This is a genomic window from Brasilonema sp. UFV-L1, from assembly GCF_012912105.1.
Taxonomy (GTDB): Bacteria; Cyanobacteriota; Cyanobacteriia; order Cyanobacteriales; family Nostocaceae; genus Brasilonema.
Genome location: NZ_QMEA01000024.1, coordinates 35,744 through 52,082, shown reverse-complemented (window position 1 = coordinate 52,082; position 16,339 = coordinate 35,744). Strand labels below are relative to the sequence as shown.

The following is a 16,339-nucleotide window of genomic DNA, read 5'->3' as shown; positions in this document are numbered from 1 at the left end:
TGAAAGCTGGTAAAAAAAATAAATTTCCTCAAAACAGGTAGATTATGGCGTTAAAACTGAGCGTACCAAATATTGGATGTGAAAAGTGTGCAGCAACTATTACTGAATCTATCCATACAATCGAATCTGATGCCAAGGTGGATGTGGATGTGAAAGCGAAAACTGTAACTGTCGAATCTGCTGCTTCTGAGGAATCAATCAAACAGGCAATTGTTGCTGCTGGTTACACCATTGAAGGTTATCAATAACTGTGTCTTTGAGGACTCTTTCTAAAAAGAAGTTTAGCAGCTTGTAAGCTGTTACGCCTACAAGTTGCACTATGGAGAGTGAGGGGAAGCAGGCGAGTTTCCCACGCACTGGGGACTGTGTTAGCGCAGCGTCACCGGAGATCATCCCGGAGAAAGCGACTGCTGCACACAGAAGTGCCTTGCTGCGACAACGCCGTGCCAAGAGTTGTTTGAGTGCAGGGAAACTTCCGAAGCGCGATCGTTCCTCAAAGGATCGAAGCTCAAAGCACCTCTCCTACCACCTGGCGTGCAACTGGTGTCGGGTTTATGAGGCGATGAGGCAAAGAATTTGACGATTTTTTTCAAAATCAAAAAATCATTGGTACAAAAAAATAATTGTCAACTCATCATTTTCCATTTTGAACTCCTTAATAAATGTAAAGTTCATGCCGTATATTTACGCGCAGCGTGCCTTAGAAGCTCAAGAATGTGAAGTTTTGCCTTGTTGAATCTTCAAATACTTAAGAGTACCTAAAATGCGTAATTTTACTGAACAAGTATTGAAATTTTAAAGGAAAAAAGCTAGAGTAATAGCTATACCTTATTACTTATTTTGCTCAAAAAGTCATGCATTTGAGGGAAAGTCACTATTAGTATCTTTTTCACTAAAAAAATCTCATAATACTTAGAATTATGAAAATATCTTTGTAAACCAAAAAATATTCAGTATTTATACTGTTTGAAAGAAATGCTCACACGGCTGACATTATTTATTAGAGATATAAGTAACAGTCATTGTGGTAGTAAATATCAACTACCATGAGGTAAAAAAATGAAAGATTGATGTAAAGCGAAAAATAAGACAATCAAATAAGCGATCGTGAATGCCTCAAACTGCTAGTTATTGCAGGGAGCATCAGTAAATCTGACTAGAGTTCAACCCTTAAAATTAAAATCAATTAAAACCAGAGCAATGAATATATCTATTCTGGTCTTCGGAGGTGATCATTTTCTCGCCAAACTTCCAGATCAGATCCGTAATACATCCGTGTTTTGTGTAGAAACTATCAGCAATCTGAATCAAGCAGTATCCCTAATTCAAATGACACCACCTGATGTCATACTCGTACAGGCTAGCTTGGATGACAGTATGGAACTCTGCCATTGGTTGAAAGAACAGACAAAGCTATCTTGGATTTACTGTATCCTTGTGGAAGATCGTCCCCAGGTAATTGCTCTAACAAGTGAGTGTAACAGAGAATGGGAGTTAGAGATGACTTCTGCTGCACTACGTCAAGGAGCCGATGCTTACATTTGGTACCTAAGTGAAGAAACTGCTAATGAGCAGTTATTGCTAGCTCATTTAACTGTAGGCTTGCGTAAGGCACAGAAATATCGTGATTTGCTGCGAACAAATGACTTGTTGTCAGCCATAGCCTTATCTGATTCGTTAACACAATTGAATAATCGTCGTGCTTTGGAGTGGGATTTACCCAAGCAAATCACAAAAGCCCGTACTCATAAAACTCCACTCTCGCTGATTATTCTGGATGTGGACTATTTTAAGAAAGTCAACGATAGCTATGGACATTTAGTAGGCGATCGCCTTTTGCAGATACTGTGTCACCGTCTACGCCATAATCTGCGGTGTCAAGACACTCCATTCCGCTATGGTGGAGAGGAATTTGTCATTATTTTATCCAACACCAATTGTGACGAAGCATTGCTGGTGGCGCGTCGTCTCAATCGTATCGTCAGTGAACAACCATTTGCAATTGATAGCAAACTCACGATCAGCGTGACAATCAGCTTGGGAACAGCTTCTCTACAACCAGGAGATGATCCAAAGGGAATCAGCTTATTAGAACGCGCTGATCAACACCTCCTACAAGCTAAAGCTGCTGGACGAAATTGTGTCGTTGGTTGCAAGTGTCATAAGTCCCAAAAAGCCTCACATCTTCAAACTGTTTCTTCACAAGCTTCTGCAATTGCATTTTGACATTCTGCGACAGAAGCACGTTCTCGCATAGCCTTCACCAAAGCCTGATATGACAACCAGTTTTCTTGCAACAGAGTTTTAGCAGCAAGGGTACAAAAGCGCTGTTTCTGCTCACATGCTGATGCAGAAAAACCTAAATTTGTCAATACCATTGACAACTTGCTTCTGTCATCAGCTCCTCCCTCCGAGTTTTCGTAAACCAGCATTTCAGCCGCAATACCTGCCATCCAAATGGTGCAGTAACGGTCTAGCTTTTGAGCAGCGATTGTACCCCGTTCTAGTTGGGATGCTAATTCGCCATCATCAAAACTCACACCACCTTGCCCTGGCTGTTTTTGTTTGAGTGCTTCCCAGGCACTTAAGGTATAGCTCATCACTGGAATACCCAGCAGATAAGCGACTAGAAAATGTCCGGCTTCGTGGTGAATGATACGTTCTCTGTGTTCAGGAGAAAACCCTGCTATCCAATCTATAAGTAAATTCCCACCCTTACCTTGTAAACTAAATGCATCCAAAGTCGCAATTCCCAAAACGGTAAAAGTCAAAGTCGCTGGGATTGTAGGTGAGATGTGAAACAACGGTCCTAATAGGCTAGAAATCGTCATTACAAAGACTAAGATTGCTATTAAGTTTAGAGATATTCTGCTCATCCAAAGATGGTTTCGTTTAATCTTTCTGAACAAAACAATAGAGGCGTCAGTCGCCAGAATATGTTCTACTTGTACGCTGCGCTTACAGAATTGAATTTGTAGCTCGTGAGCGGATGAGTAGAAGGGTAAGAAGCTGTCACTTGATTTCTATGCATATCTGTACATCTTTGGTCATTTTGTATAGGTCTTGTTTAACAAGACCTATTTATATGGCGTATTCTGCCAGCCTGATTTCTCAGTTATGTTTGCCTCGACAATGATTTAAGAGCTTGTTAGGAACTCAGCACTACGGCTATAAACCTGTTTGCCGATTACTTAACTGAGTTCGACAGTGCCTGATGCTGGCGTTCACATCAAGGTGTCATGACTCAAAAATCGTAGCTTTCGCTTAGTCTGCACGCTCCGACTGTGTACAGATTTACCTAGGCTTGCCTAGTTCTGCATAGGTTTTTCTGAGCGGCTTAAGTCTCCATCCAATTGATTCTGACTTCTGACTTCTGACTTCTGACTTCTATTGTTAACTATTTTTTCATATTTTGTTCCATCACAAAGCAGGCGATCGCTGTTTTTCAACTCAGCATTAGTCCGCAAATAATCTTGTATCCAATTGCAACCATACGTCAGTACTTTATCGAGATCAATAACTTGCTCTAAATTCCACAAAATTATTGTATTATCAGAAGAAGCTGAAGCAAGTATCTGACCATGAGGGCTAAAAGCAAGTTTCCAAATTGCTGCATTATGCCCAATCAGAGTTGCAAGCTCAGTGCCGTCAAGGTTCCAGAGTTTGATGATCCCATCTTTACTCCCTGAGGCAATTGTCTTGCTATCAGGGCTAAAAGTCACAGCCCAAGCTCCATATTGATGTCCATTCAGGGTTGTCAGCTCGGTACCATCAAGGCTCCAGAGTTTCACAGTGTTATCATCTGAACCCGAAGCAATCATCTCACCATCAGGGCTAAAAGCAACTCCCATAACCACAGCATTATGACCTTCGAGAGTTTTGAGTAAAGTGCCGTCACGACTCCAGAGTTTTACTGTCCTATCTCCAGCGCTTGAAGCAATTGTCTGACTGTCAGGACTAATCGCAACATTCCAAACTCCAGCTTTGTGCCCTTTAAGAGTTTTGAGTAAAGTGCCGTCACGGTTCCAGAGTTTGACAGTCTTATCTGTACTCCCAGAAGCAATGATTTGACCATCAGGGCTAAAAGCGACTCCCCTGACTCCACCGTCATGACCTTTAAGAGTCTTGAGTAAAGTGCCGTCACGTTTCCAGAGGTTGATAGTTTTATCTCCAGAGCTTGAGACAATTATCTCACCGTCAGGGGACAAAGCAACTCCCCTAACCTCAGATTTATGTTTGAGAGTTCTTAGCAGCTGACCGTCACGGTTCCAGAGTTTAAGGGTGTTGTCCTCACTCCCTGAGGCAAGTATTTGACCATCAAAGCTGAAAGCAATATCTTTAATCGCACCATTATGCCCCTGAAGAATTTTTAGCATTGTGTTGTTTAAGTTCCAAAGTTTGAGGCTATTATCCTCACCAGCAGAAGCAATCGTCTCACCGTCAGGACTAAAAAGGACTCTGTTAATCCGGGCGCTATGTCCTCGGAAAACCCCCAACAACTTCCCGTCAACATCCCAAATTTTTATTGTTGTGTCGTTAGAACAAGAAGCAATTTTTTCACCATCAGGGCTAAATGCAACATCCCAAACTGCGGTATCATAATCTTGCAGAGTCTTGAGTAAAATGCCGTTATGCTTCCAGAGTTTGATAGTGCCGTCAGCACTTGCTGAAGCGATTGTCTTACCATCAGGACTAAATGCGACTGCCAAGACTGCAGCTGTATGTCCTTTAAAGGTATTTAGTAACGTGCCGTTACGCTGCCAAACTTTGACTGTACCATCTTCACTCGCGGAGGCGAGCATCTGACTATCGGGACTGAAAACAACTTTCCTCACAATGGAAGTGTGCTCTCGGAGAGTTTTCAGCAAAGTGCCTTCACGGCTCCAGAGTTTGATAGTGTTATCTTGACTTGCTGAAGCAATCAGCTGATTGTCGGGACTGAAAGAAATAGACCAAATCCCAGCCAAATGTTCCTTGAGAATCTTATAAGGACGATTTTGAAACTCGCCAAGAGAATCACGCTTCCAAAGTATGACATTGGCATCCTCGCTTGCGGAAGCGATCATTTCACCATCCGGACTGAAATCAACATCTAGAACTGGACCTTCATGCCCTTTAAGAGTTGTCAGTAGTGTACCATCAGGCTTCCAAAGTTTGACAGTCGCATCTGCACCACCAGTAGCGACAAACTCACCTGAAGGGTTGAAAGTAATTCCGTAAATCCCAGCGCCATGCCCTGGTAAGCGGTTATACTCAACTGCTCCATAAATTGACCGCCGAAGAGCGATTTCAACCATTGTTTCTGTTTCTGCGTTGGTTATACCCAGGCGTTGTAGTTCATGCTTTGCCTTTAGTGCTTCCATCAGTGCATCCAATCTTTCATCTAGAGCAAACAAGGCGTCAGAATATCTCGTAATCGCTTGAATCTTGCTGATTTTTTCGTTGCGTTCACTGACTGCGGCTGTTTGGTATTCTGTGAAAGTCATCACTGCTAGAACAATGGAAATCACTAATGCTATGCTGAGCAAAGCCAGCAATAATCCTTGTCGTTTGGAACTTTCTATTTGTAGAGTTAATCTTTTGCTTTGTTCTGCCAGTCGCGCTTCAACTTCCTTGAGTTTTTGAGCTTCTAAAACCTGTTGCACTTCCAGCCGATCCACTTCTTCGCTCTTAGCTAAGAACTGATAATCCAAATCGCTTAAACTTTTACTTTGTGCCCAAAGTTGGGCATCTTTCAAAGCTTGTCCCCGCAACAGACGTGAAGAATCCTGTTGCTTTGAGCGAATCCACGCATCCAATGCTTGGGAGTAGGGGCGCAGTTTCCCCAGTTGTTTTTCTACCCATTCTAAGTTGAAAACTTCTTGATAAATTCTGTTGTTTAAGAGCAAATAACCTTGTTGTTTGAGCACCAAACCAGACAGCAGTAGTTCAACAGTCTCTCGACTGTCATCTGTTGGCACTTTCACACCTTGTAAAATTTGTTGATAGATACCTAGCAATCTTCCGACACGTTTTTCTTGAAGGAGAATGCGATCGCTTACTGTTTTTAAATGCTCAGGTTCATCTTGCGATTCCCAATGCTCGATGATATGCGATCGCACCACTGACTCTACCCAAAATGCCTCAGTTCCTGGAGGAATTGTCAGAATACCGCTTTGAGTTTCTTGACTCAATCTGTATATCAACTGACATATCTTTTGAGTTAAAAAAGGTTGTCCTCTTGTCCAAGCTAAAATCTCGCTCAGTACTGTTTGTGGGTTTTCAACTTTTCCGATTAATCCTAAAGCTAATGGCTGCGCTTCCTGAAATTGAAAGCCATGCAATTCTATTGCTCTACCTATATTAAATGGAGTGCGATTTTTATCAGCAATCAAATCAGAGGGAGTCGCGACTCCAAACAAAGCAAAGGTAATGCGATTGTATTCTTGATTAATTGCCCTGTGATTATAGCAGAATCTAATGAGTGCAAAAAAATCATCAACAGGAAATCCTAAACTGAGAATGCTATCAATTTCATCAATGAAAATACAAATTTTTTCTTGAGGAAATTGAACCAGGAGTACATCAGCAATAAATCGGCTCAATTGCTGGAGATTAGAAATATCTCCCTGTTCGCTCCACCAATTTTTTAAATTGAACTTTCCTAAAAGATTGAAGCCTCGCCATAAATCAAAAACGACTCCTTTGTACCATTGAGTAGGTGTAATATTTTCGCTGCCGATATTGGTCATATCGATGGTACTACAGCAGAATCCTTCTTGTTGGAGCCGATGCTTAATTTTGACTATGAGTGAGGATTTTCCCATTTGCCGGGAGTTAAAGATGTAACAAAATTCACCTGATTTTAAGGCTGAGTAGAGTTCAGTATCAGCAGAACGCACTACATAAGTAGGATCATCTTGTTTTAGACTGCCTCCAACTCGGTATTTATAAGAGTTCATTTTTTGTTACCTTCAGTCTTGATAACAATTAGACTACCCGAATATTTTAAGTTAACTTTGATGAGTCATTGTGAACAGATGCTTCCTCAATTGCTGAAGTTCGGGACTCTTCACTCAAGTTTACCTGTGCAAAATACAGACGATACAATTCACACGAAAATTGAGCGCTATCTCCCTCCAGTTTTATCAGTCCTAAACTTTCTAATTTGTAAGCAGGAATTGATTTCAACTTGACATTATCTTGTGCAGCAATTAATTGTTTGAGCAGAGTAACAAGTTCTGGTTCTTGTTGAAGTGTTGCGAGGAGTCGCCGTAAATGGTCGTTATAAATTCCTGACTCAGTGGCGGCTTGTTGCAAAAGCTGTTTCAGGCTCACTTTCCCTTGAGAAATGTGATAAATAGCCAGACAAACTAAGTAAGGATGACCACCCAACATTGCCATCAGCTGCTTGGTTTCTTTGTCATCTTTCCAAGTAAGTCCATAACGTTGTGCCAAATCCTGCACTTGCTCTATTGTAAATGGCGGTAACTTAAGAGGTAACCCGACATTAAACGGAGATTGATTTATTTTTAGAGGAACATAAATTTCTGTGGAATAAGCTACCAGCAGTCGGAGTTTTTGCCAAATCTCCAGTTGCTTAGCTTGTTCATGCCAAAATCGTAATAAGGGCAAAAATTCTTTGGCAATTGTCGGATACTCAAAAACCTGATTCACCTCGTTCAATGTCAAGACGAGAGGACAGACTAAATGCTCTAATAAATATCCTTGAAAGTAGTTGGTGCAACTGACTTTACTCCCTATATCCAAATCCCAATACTCATCAAGCCGGGGTTCTAGCTGCAACTGACTACTGATATTCGCACAAAACCAACGTAAAAACTTATCGAGATCAGCAAAGACTGCTGAATCTGCTTGCTGAAAGTCTAAACTCACACTGCGGTAGCCAATAGAAGTCGCATAATCGATAATCCGTAGCATCAGAGAGCTTTTCCCCATCTTGCTAGCTCCTTTGATGCGGATGACACATCCGGGTTCAGTAATTTCAGAACAGGCGAGTTCCTCAATTGGAGAGCGAGGAATGTAAAGATGGGAAGATGGCATCAGGGGGCCACCAGGAAATTCAACAGCGCTAGGGGTGGCACTTTTGCTGTAGTATTTCTGAAGCAGTTGCTGCTGTTCCTTGGTGAGAGGGCGTCGTTCTAAGCGGGCGCGGAAGTTGGCTTTGCTGATTGGTTCTCCTAAGATTTCACTGAGACTTCGCCACAATTGGGAAGCGATTTCTCTGATACTTTGTGCCCCATAATGAGCTTGCTGTGCAATTACGGTATAATTCTTACCCTCCCAGGATGAGTACAATACCAATTTCTGCACAGATGTCAAAGCTTTTTTCTGGTTCATTTCTATCAGCTGTACCACTGTATCAATATTCATTTTCTAAATACGTATGTGGCATTTAACACCCATTAGAAACGGGTATGGAACGATGCAGGTAAAACTAAATACTAAGCAACTTGAACAATGCAAAATAAGCTCTGTTATTGGTTAGATTTTGATGTCAGCAGCAGTTCTTTATTGAGAATCAAGAGTAATAAGATTTGAACAAAAAAAGTCTTCACAAGGGGAGACGCTCCGCACCTGAAGTCAGAAGTGTTCCCCCTAGCTATTCCGAAGCTCCGGTCAGAATACAGGTTGGGTATTCTTTGCAAAGCTTGGATAACTTGAGCTTTAAGCCCCCACCAAAATGAAAATTTGGTGAGACAGCGCTGCAGGAGGAGCCAGTACTTGATGAGGGTCTCCCGACCTAGGTATCTGGCGTTGGTCTCCTGACCTAGGCGACTGCGTATGCGCTATGCGCACGCCCAGAGGGTTAAAGCGCAGCGTGAGCGGAGGTCATACCCAAAGGGTAGTCTCCAATTTATCTGAAGGGTCACCAATCCTCCACGCTTAAGATTGCTGACTTCTGAGTGCATCAATTCTGAATTTTCTTCTGAATTTTCTTGACAATTTTATTTATTTATGAAACATCTGCGATGTTTAGATGACAGGGGTCATGAAAGCAAACATTTTGGACAAATAGCCGAGTCTTACATGCAAATCATACTATATTTTAGCTTTTTAGCCGAGCAGTATTAGGAGGCTTAACTCTGAGGCGATAGCTAGCCCCTTAGGGGGCCGGAGCTAACGCTTGCCTTAGTTTGCAAAGCGCGAGCGCATGAGCGTTCGGCAGCTCGCGAGTGCTGCTGCAAGAAAGCGCAGATCACACTCAACCAGAAGATATTGAGCAGTTCATGAACTCAACCGACAATTCTTTGTCACTGAGCCGTATTGACTTATCCTCTGTCAAACGAACAAGTAAATTGGCATTCGACAGCAGAAAGATTTAGCTACAAAAGGTAACTTTTTTGCGACTCCTGACACTTTTAATAAAAGTGTTTTACTGGTAGTATTTATATATTGTAATTATCACAAATAAAATCATCACTTTGTTATCTCTTTGTGTCGGAGGTCGCCATCATTCAGATTTGGTGTTCCCTAGTTCATACGTATGATCTGCCGAAGGCAGCAGCGAAGTTATCGCCTGCACTTATGAGTGCGTAGAGCATCAGCCTCTCTAGAGGCATCTACTCTGCGCCATTGCTCTGTTGTGGCTCTTTTAGAGGAGTGTTGCACAGATGCGATTTAGATGTTACTTTCGTCGCGAAAAGCGCTTTTTTTCAACTAAGATCATATTGTCATGTCATTCTAGATAGCCTTGTTCTAACAACCGATAGTAGTCAGCTAATATTTAATTGATAATTAAACTGTGGAAAAATTAGATTGATAAATTGTTCTACAGTTGTACACTCTATTAAAGTTAGTACTTCACTAGCTTTAATACTTCTAGTACATGATGATTCAAATAAAGCGACCCTTCTGGGCCGCGATGGTTCACCATCACCAAATAAGTAAAAAGCTTCCAGCATCTTGGTTGTTTCTTTTGAGCGTAACGCTTTCGCTTGAGAGTATGATTTTGCCTTGTTGTACTAGAACTTGCATTGATAACGAAAAAGAAGGCTTTGCGTTTGCATTCCGCAGTACATTCTTTGAGTGCTTAGAATGGAATATTTTTTGATTTTGAAGTCTTTATAAACACATTCCCTCTTGCAGCTTACGTTCACTGATAAGTGACAACTGATAACTGTTCATAAATCGTTCACAGTCTGACAACTTTCAGCCAATTAATGATAGCTATAAAGGAGTGACTTTTATTTTGGATATCACACTATTTTCTGAAACAATTCGAGATAATTTTCTTCCTCTAGTTATTATTTCCTGTGCCATCGGAGTAGCAGTCAGTTTTTTTGCTCTGTTATTTTTTTTAGCTTTCTTATTTAAGAAAATGACTGAAGTTATGACAAATCGCTTCTTATCTACTGCTGAAGGAACAAAAATATATAACAAAGTTGTTTCTTCCTATCAAAATATCTTGGTTGTAACAGTTGTCTTAGTCTTGATTGACTTGACTTTATTACTGATTCCCAAACCAAATTGGCTCAACTACCTGGAATTTCCTCTAGCGTTGTTAGTTGCGATTATGGTGGGCTGGTTGACTTCTCGCTTGTTTAAGAAATTCTACGAGGCTTACTTGCAAGAAAATGCCCTCAGCCGTAAAATCAACGCTGAGTTACTGATAGTCGGTAATCTCGTCGCTGATACAGCTATTTTTCTGGTTATTTTCTTCATTTTTGCTCAGACTCACCAAGTCAATGTCTTAGGTTTGACAGCAAGCTTGGGAATTGGGGGATTAGCCATTGCTTTTGCAGCACAACAGACTTTAGAGCAATTATTGGGTGGAATTATACTCTATATTGACCGACCTTTTGTTGTTGATGACTATATCGGTTTAGCGGATGGCACATTTGGTAGAGTCGAGTCTATTGGGTTACGTTCCACTAAAATTCGTAATTCTGGCAAAGGAACTTTAACCATAGTTCCGAATAGTTCTTTGACAAGCATGAGTATCGAGAACTTCACAGGAGCCAAAAAAGTCGTTTCTCTGGTTTATCTAACTTTCTATCAAGAACTGCTGGAAGATGAAAAAGCTTTGATTCGTCAAGTCATATTAGAAAGTACCAGAGAGATTTTTGGTATTGATTCTCGCAATACGGATGTGACATTTAAAGAGATTATCCAAGATGGAAAAGCTAATAGAACTCAGGCTCAAATAAACTTTTTCATTCTTGGTTCTGGTGAGATGTCAATGGAGATGCGTCGCCAATTGCTAGATCTGGCGAAACAAAGCATAGCTCTGCGATTAAAAGAGTATGGTATTGCCTTCGATCTTGAAGAAAGACCAGTTGATGTTGATGCACCAATTACTATCTAAATAAACTTTTGGGCTGAAAAGGAGACTCTACTGAGCATGCAACCTTGGTTTTCGCTGGACGAAGCGACGCAAAAGCTTCTGATTGCAATTGGAATTAAACTTGCCATTTTCTTATTATTTGTTTTCCTAGCTTTCATAGTTGGGAAATCGATTCCTCGTTTTCTAAAGGCGATTGTTAGGAGATTTACACCTCAATTTTTTGTAGAGATTTATCAGAACTTAGTTGAACCACAGGAAAAAATTCTGGGGATTGTAGCAACATTAATTCTCGTTTCTGTTAGTCTGAATTTTCTTCAAGAATACACGGGATTTTACCGATTCTTGAAATTTTTCTCCGACCTGTCAATAGCTATCAGTGTTGCCATCTTCATTGCCGGTTTATTTCGTAATTTCTTGCGCGTCTACGGAATTGAATTGATTCGCAGAGTGGGTTTTGAAATTGATGAGTTACTACTCGTTTTTGAAACCATTGCTAACATCATCATTGGCTTTATTGTGGCTGTCGCATTTGCCCAAAGTCAGAACATTAACTTGATTGGTTTAATTGCTGGTTTGGGGATTGGGGGTATAGCGGTTGCTTTTGCGTCTCAAAAAACTCTGGAACAGATTTTTGGAACAATTGTTATATACTTAGACCGTCCCTATATTCCTGGAGAATACATTCGCGTTAGTTTAAGTTCCCAAGGAATTTTATTTGCGCGTGTCGAGGCGATTGGTTTGCGTTCAACTAAGTTGCGGACACTTGCAAAGAGTACCCTCATTGTCGTTCCCAACTCAGTGATGGCGGAAGCAGATATCGAGAACGTGACGCGAGGGAAAAAGGTCATGGTTTTGCTGTATCTTGATTTTGCTCGGAGTTTAGCAAAATCTGAACAAGCATTGCTGGAAAAAGTCATCAGGGAAAGTACTAACACATTGTTTGGAATAGATCCAAACAGTACGAAAATTAATTTATTTCCCCATCAAGATGATTCAAAGGGAGTTCGTGCTAGGGTGAGCTTCTTTATCTTAGGTTCTAATGAAAATTCACTTGAGTTCCGCAAGCGTTTGTTAGAGTTAGCCAATGAATCTATGTCGAAAAAGCTTGCTAGTCATGGCATTGAATTTACTATGCAAGAACCAACACTCTATCTCGAATCTCCTGTACCAATTTAGGAAGAATTGGTATTTTGTCAATACGGTTGCTAATCAGCAAAAACTGTGATCAAGACGACAATGTAGAGACGTAGCTCAATGCGAGAGTCAGTCATACTCAATGAGATAACCTCCAAGGGCGCGCTGACTCACATTTACGTACTCTACACATCACCAAATTTCACCAAAAATCCTTAACTCAAACGTGGTGTGGTGTGAGCAAGTCTTCTTTTAATTTCTTCTGCCAAATTTAACAGTGAAACTTCCACTTGCTCGCGTGTTGTCAAATCTTTGAGAGCAGATTTTTGTGCTGCTGCTTCCTCGGAACCAATAATCACGCAAAATTGAATTCCTTGTTTTTCAGCTTGTTGGAATTGTTTACCTAAAGGTCGCTGCTCAAAACTTGTGATAACATTAATGCCAGCCTTACGTAACTTCTGCGACACATTTAAATAAATAGGCATCAAATCCTCTTGCAGATTCACCACCATGACTTGTGCGGGAGTGGCGGCGAAAGAACTCAAAATTCCTGCTTTGAGTAACCGACTCATTAAACGAGTTAAGCCAATAGAAATTCCAACTCCGGGCATTTTTTCGTCTAAAAACATCCCCACTAATTCTTCATATCGACCACCAGAACAAATGCTGCCTAGAGCCTCATGTCCGATGAGGGTTGTTTCGTACACTGTACCTGTATAATAATTCAGACCGCGAGCGATCGATAAGTCAATACAAAAACGATTTTCAGCAACTCCAAGATTGCGAACACCAGAAATAACTGTTTCTAACTCTGTCACTCCAAGACAAAATTCTTCAGCTTCTGGCATTGACTGAGCCAGGTATTTGAGCTTATCTAAAACTTCATCTATACTACCATTTATATGAATAAAGTCAATAATTTTGTGAGTTTGCTCTACTAAAATACCTTCTTTTTCTAACTCCTGTTTTACCTTAGTTTCACCGACTTTATCCAAATTATCAATAATGCCGATGCAAGATTTAATTTGATTTTCTTCAATTCCTACTGATTTAAAGAAACCAGTGAGAATTTTACGATTGTTGATGCGAATCAGAAAATCACCGATATTTATAGCTTCAAATATTTCAGTGATAATAGCAGGCATCTGAGCATCGTAGAGTAAACTGAGCTCACGACGACCAACAACATCAATGTCGCATTGACGAAACTGACGATATCGACCATCTTTTGCTCTTTCTCCACGAAACACCACATCCATTTGGTAGCGAGCAAAAGGAAAAGTTAAATCATTGAGGTGACGAGCAATATATGCAGCCAAAGGAACTGTTTGGTCAAATTTTAAAGCCCTTGCTTCCGAACCTGTTTCACCAGCTTTATCTTTTTCTGCTTGCCGATTTGGTGGCAAGATGGGATTTAGACCATAAATAATGTTGTCCCCTTGATTACCTTTAGCCTGCAAAACTTCCAAGCGTTCGACTGCAGGAGTTTCGATGGGTGTAAATCCATAGTTTTCAAACACTCTCCGGATGGTATCTAGTAAATATGATTCTAAACGCTTTTCACCAGGAAGAAATTCTGGAAAACCACTGGGAGTTGAGAAATTTATTTTGTCACTTTTTGTCATGCCTTTTCCTTGGTAACTTTAGTTAATATGTAACTGATTAAGTTAACACGTATAAGCAAAGATTAACGTCAAGTCTCCGGCTGATCGCACTCCTCCAAGGTGACAAACGCGGTGATTACCGTGATGGTGTTCAAGTCGCTCGGCAAATATTTGCTTATTTACCAGAAAATAACCGTATTGTCAAGCGAGAACAAGAAAGCTGGTCTTCAGTACATTCTTTATGTTAACGTAAGCGTTGCTCCTCCCTTTGGGAGGCTCGCCTGCTTTGAGTCTAAACTCCAGCTATGATTACCAAATTGTAAATTTATCACCACAAAATGTGAAGTTTTTACAAAGGTGCGATGGTCACTCAACAGTCGCAGAGATTATAGCAGACTCATCATTCGAATAAGATGGAGTTTGAATGCTCCACAAGGAACACAAAATGACTAAACAAACTCCTAAAACCCAAAGAACTCAACACACAAGGTAAAAGGTAGAATAAAAATGTAAGAGATGCTCTGCTTTTCTCTTATTGCTACTCCTCATCTGGCAACAATTGTCAACACGGAATTTCTCTGATAACAAGGATAGGGTAAAGATGAATCCTGTTTATCCATGTGTTCCGTGTCGATTGTCGTTTTTTAGTTGCTGCATCTACCCATATCATTGGTTTGTGAACAATAAGTTAATTGTTTTTTTCTAAAGTATTGTTACCCAATCGTGATATGATTCAGCTGGCTGAAGATGCAGTCAACACAATTATCTGTACTGGTTTCAACTCCCGTGAGCTTGTCAGACGAATCAACTGATCCCACACTAACAACACGGCAAGATTCAAGACCTGGTTTTGAGGACACAAAACCAGACAACTCCATGCAAGAGTTTTATCAACTCTACCAGGAGTTGCTACTCATCACTCTTGTCTTGACAGGGATTATTTTTATCTCTGTTTGGATATTTTATTCCCTAAACATTGCCCTAAATTATTTGCTTGGGGCATGTACAGGTGTGGTTTACTTGAGGATGCTGGCGAAAGATGTTGAGCGTTTGAGTGGAGAGAAAAAACAGTTGAGTAAAACTCGATTCGCGTTATTAGTAGGGGTCATTCTACTAGCATCGCGGTGGAATCAACTGCAAATCTTACCCATATTTTTGGGATTTCTTACTTACAAAGCAACGCTCCTCATTTACGTAGTTAGAGGGGCATTTGCCTCTGACTTGTCAAAGCTCCGATAACCATCACAGCAAAGCGCCGACTGTGCGGAATGACGGAAGTTTTTCGGGAGAAAAATCTACGCCGCAAACTCGCTCCACTTCTCCAGGTAAGATTGGAGAAATGATAGATAGGTCAAGAAAATGCCGAATTTTCTGAACGTCCTAACTTCTATTCACTTTGCAGAATTAGAAGTAGGTCATCATTTCTACTGGCAGTTAGGCAATCTCAAACTGCATGGACAAGTCTTTCTCACCTCATGGTTTGTGATTGGTGTTCTAGTTGTGGCGTCCCTAGCTGCGACAAGAAACATCCAAAAAGTTCCTAGTGGCATCCAAAATTTGATGGAATATGCTCTGGAATTTATTCGAGATCTCACAAAAAACCAGATTGGAGAGAAAGAGTACCGTCCTTGGGTGCCGTTTATAGGCACACTCTTTTTGTTCATCTTCATATCAAACTGGTCAGGTGCTTTAATTCCCTGGAAGCTCATCAAACTTCCGTCGGGAGAATTGGCTGCTCCAACCAATGACATTAACACGACAGTAGCACTGGCGTTGCTGACTTCTTTAGCTTACTTTTACGCAGGTTTTAGCAAGCGTGGTTTGGGATACTTTAAAAAGTATATAGAGCCGACGCCGATTCTATTACCGATCGCGATTCTAGAAGATTTCACCAAGCCCCTTTCCCTAAGCTTCCGTCTATTTGGTAACATTCTGGCGGATGAATTAGTCGTAGCAGTGCTGGTTTTGTTAGTCCCTCTGTTTGTACCTCTGCCTGTAATGGCTTTAGGTTTGTTTACCAGCGCCATTCAAGCCTTGGTTTTTGCCACCCTAGCAGCGGCATACATTCATGAGTCAATGGAGGGACATGGCTCAGAAGAGCATGATGAGGCACATTAAATCAGTACACAAGTCAGGAGTCAGGAGTCAGGAGTCAGGAGTCAGGAGTCAGAATTCTTTATTTCTTCCTTCTGAATACTGTATTCTGAATTCTGAATTCTTCTTCAAAGTGATAACTGATAACTGATAACTCATAGCTGTTAAAGCCCCCCAGTTGATGTAATGTTAGATTTTGGATGCCCGAATTTTGGATTCG

General features: G+C 40.9%; 11 protein-coding genes and 1 pseudogene. 8 read left to right on the top strand and 4 right to left on the bottom strand.

Annotation, left to right across the window (positions count from 1 at the left end):
- The first annotated feature begins 44 nt into the window (after positions 1 to 44).
- From DP117_RS10395 to DP117_RS10385, 3 genes are all read left to right on the top strand, one after another.
- A complete protein-coding gene (locus tag DP117_RS10395; protein ID WP_169218234.1) occupies positions 45 to 248 on the top strand; it encodes a heavy-metal-associated domain-containing protein in 204 nt (67 codons plus the stop codon).
- Between the two features lie 71 nt (positions 249 to 319).
- On the top strand, positions 320 to 580 hold the full coding sequence (locus DP117_RS10390; RefSeq protein ID WP_169218233.1) for a hypothetical protein: 261 nt from the start codon (positions 320 to 322) through the stop codon (positions 578 to 580).
- Between the two features lie 620 nt (positions 581 to 1,200).
- Positions 1,201 to 2,226 (top strand): diguanylate cyclase, encoded by a 1,026-nt coding sequence (locus tag DP117_RS10385; protein ID WP_169218232.1) that lies wholly within the window; start codon positions 1,201 to 1,203, stop codon positions 2,224 to 2,226.
- Here DP117_RS10385 and DP117_RS10380 read toward each other — a convergent pair.
- The 3 genes from DP117_RS10380 to DP117_RS10370 all read right to left on the bottom strand — a co-directional run bounded on the left by DP117_RS10380 (position 2,187) and on the right by DP117_RS10370 (position 8,373).
- Entirely contained in the window at positions 2,187 to 2,876 is a 690-nt protein-coding gene (locus tag DP117_RS10380; protein ID WP_169218231.1) for an ATP-dependent Zn protease, read from the bottom strand. The two genes, DP117_RS10385 and DP117_RS10380, sit on opposite strands and share 40 nt — an antisense overlap.
- 432 nt (positions 2,877 to 3,308) lie before the next feature.
- Complete coding sequence (locus tag DP117_RS10375; protein ID WP_169218230.1) at positions 3,309 to 6,941, bottom strand: AAA-like domain-containing protein; 3,633 nt, start codon at positions 6,939 to 6,941, stop codon at positions 3,309 to 3,311.
- 46 nt (positions 6,942 to 6,987) lie between these two features.
- Positions 6,988 to 8,373 (bottom strand): AAA-like domain-containing protein, encoded by a 1,386-nt coding sequence (locus DP117_RS10370; protein WP_169218229.1) that lies wholly within the window; start codon positions 8,371 to 8,373, stop codon positions 6,988 to 6,990.
- A gap of 1,948 nt (positions 8,374 to 10,321) precedes the next feature.
- Between DP117_RS10370 and DP117_RS10365 the strand changes: the two genes are divergently transcribed.
- Together DP117_RS10365 and DP117_RS10360 are read left to right on the top strand one after the other, a co-directional pair.
- Positions 10,322 to 11,308, top strand: coding sequence for a mechanosensitive ion channel domain-containing protein (locus DP117_RS10365; protein WP_211176027.1), 987 nt, complete (start codon positions 10,322 to 10,324; stop codon positions 11,306 to 11,308).
- A gap of 36 nt (positions 11,309 to 11,344) precedes the next feature.
- Positions 11,345 to 12,463 carry a mechanosensitive ion channel family protein gene (locus tag DP117_RS10360; protein ID WP_169218228.1) on the top strand — a complete coding sequence of 373 codons (1,119 nt, stop codon included), beginning with the start codon at positions 11,345 to 11,347 and terminating at the stop codon, positions 12,461 to 12,463.
- 173 nt (positions 12,464 to 12,636) lie between these two features.
- On the opposite strand, the gene hisS is transcribed toward DP117_RS10360, so the two are convergent.
- Positions 12,637 to 14,046: a histidine--tRNA ligase gene (hisS, locus tag DP117_RS10355; RefSeq protein ID WP_169218227.1), complete on the bottom strand. Its 1,410-nt coding sequence runs from the start codon at positions 14,044 to 14,046 to the stop codon at positions 12,637 to 12,639.
- Positions 14,047 to 14,123: 77 nt separating this feature from the next.
- Here hisS and DP117_RS36115 point away from each other — a divergent pair.
- The 3 genes and pseudogenes from DP117_RS36115 to atpB all read left to right on the top strand — a co-directional run.
- Positions 14,124 to 14,419, top strand: a pseudogene (locus DP117_RS36115) (hypothetical protein); the annotation flags it as partial.
- Between the two features lie 392 nt (positions 14,420 to 14,811).
- The gene (locus DP117_RS10350; RefSeq protein WP_169218242.1) at positions 14,812 to 15,264 is read left to right on the top strand and encodes an ATP synthase subunit I; all 453 of its coding nucleotides are present in this window, start codon (positions 14,812 to 14,814) and stop codon (positions 15,262 to 15,264) included.
- A 120-nt stretch (positions 15,265 to 15,384) separates the two neighbouring features.
- The gene (gene atpB / locus DP117_RS10345) at positions 15,385 to 16,143 is read left to right on the top strand and encodes a F0F1 ATP synthase subunit A (protein WP_169218226.1); all 759 of its coding nucleotides are present in this window, start codon (positions 15,385 to 15,387) and stop codon (positions 16,141 to 16,143) included.
- The last annotated feature ends 196 nt before the right edge of the window (positions 16,144 to 16,339 follow it).

Bases quoted from the DNA above. Each gene is read 5' to 3' on its own strand.
- DP117_RS10375 (WP_169218230.1), bottom strand. From the start codon at position 6,941: ATGAACTCTTATAAATACCGAGTTGGAGGCAGTCTAAAACAAGATGAT.
- DP117_RS10365 (WP_211176027.1), top strand. From the start codon at position 10,322: ATGACTGAAGTTATGACAAATCGCTTCTTATCTACTGCTGAAGGAACA.
- DP117_RS10360 (WP_169218228.1), top strand. From the start codon at position 11,345: ATGCAACCTTGGTTTTCGCTGGACGAAGCGACGCAAAAGCTTCTGATT.
- DP117_RS10385 (WP_169218232.1), top strand. From the start codon at position 1,201: ATGAATATATCTATTCTGGTCTTCGGAGGTGATCATTTTCTCGCCAAA.
- hisS (WP_169218227.1), bottom strand. From the start codon at position 14,046: ATGACAAAAAGTGACAAAATAAATTTCTCAACTCCCAGTGGTTTTCCA.
- atpB (WP_169218226.1), top strand. From the start codon at position 15,385: ATGCCGAATTTTCTGAACGTCCTAACTTCTATTCACTTTGCAGAATTA.
- DP117_RS10370 (WP_169218229.1), bottom strand. From the start codon at position 8,373: ATGAATATTGATACAGTGGTACAGCTGATAGAAATGAACCAGAAAAAA.
- DP117_RS10380 (WP_169218231.1), bottom strand. From the start codon at position 2,876: ATGAGCAGAATATCTCTAAACTTAATAGCAATCTTAGTCTTTGTAATG.
- DP117_RS10390 (WP_169218233.1), top strand. From the start codon at position 320: ATGGAGAGTGAGGGGAAGCAGGCGAGTTTCCCACGCACTGGGGACTGT.
- DP117_RS10395 (WP_169218234.1), top strand. From the start codon at position 45: ATGGCGTTAAAACTGAGCGTACCAAATATTGGATGTGAAAAGTGTGCA.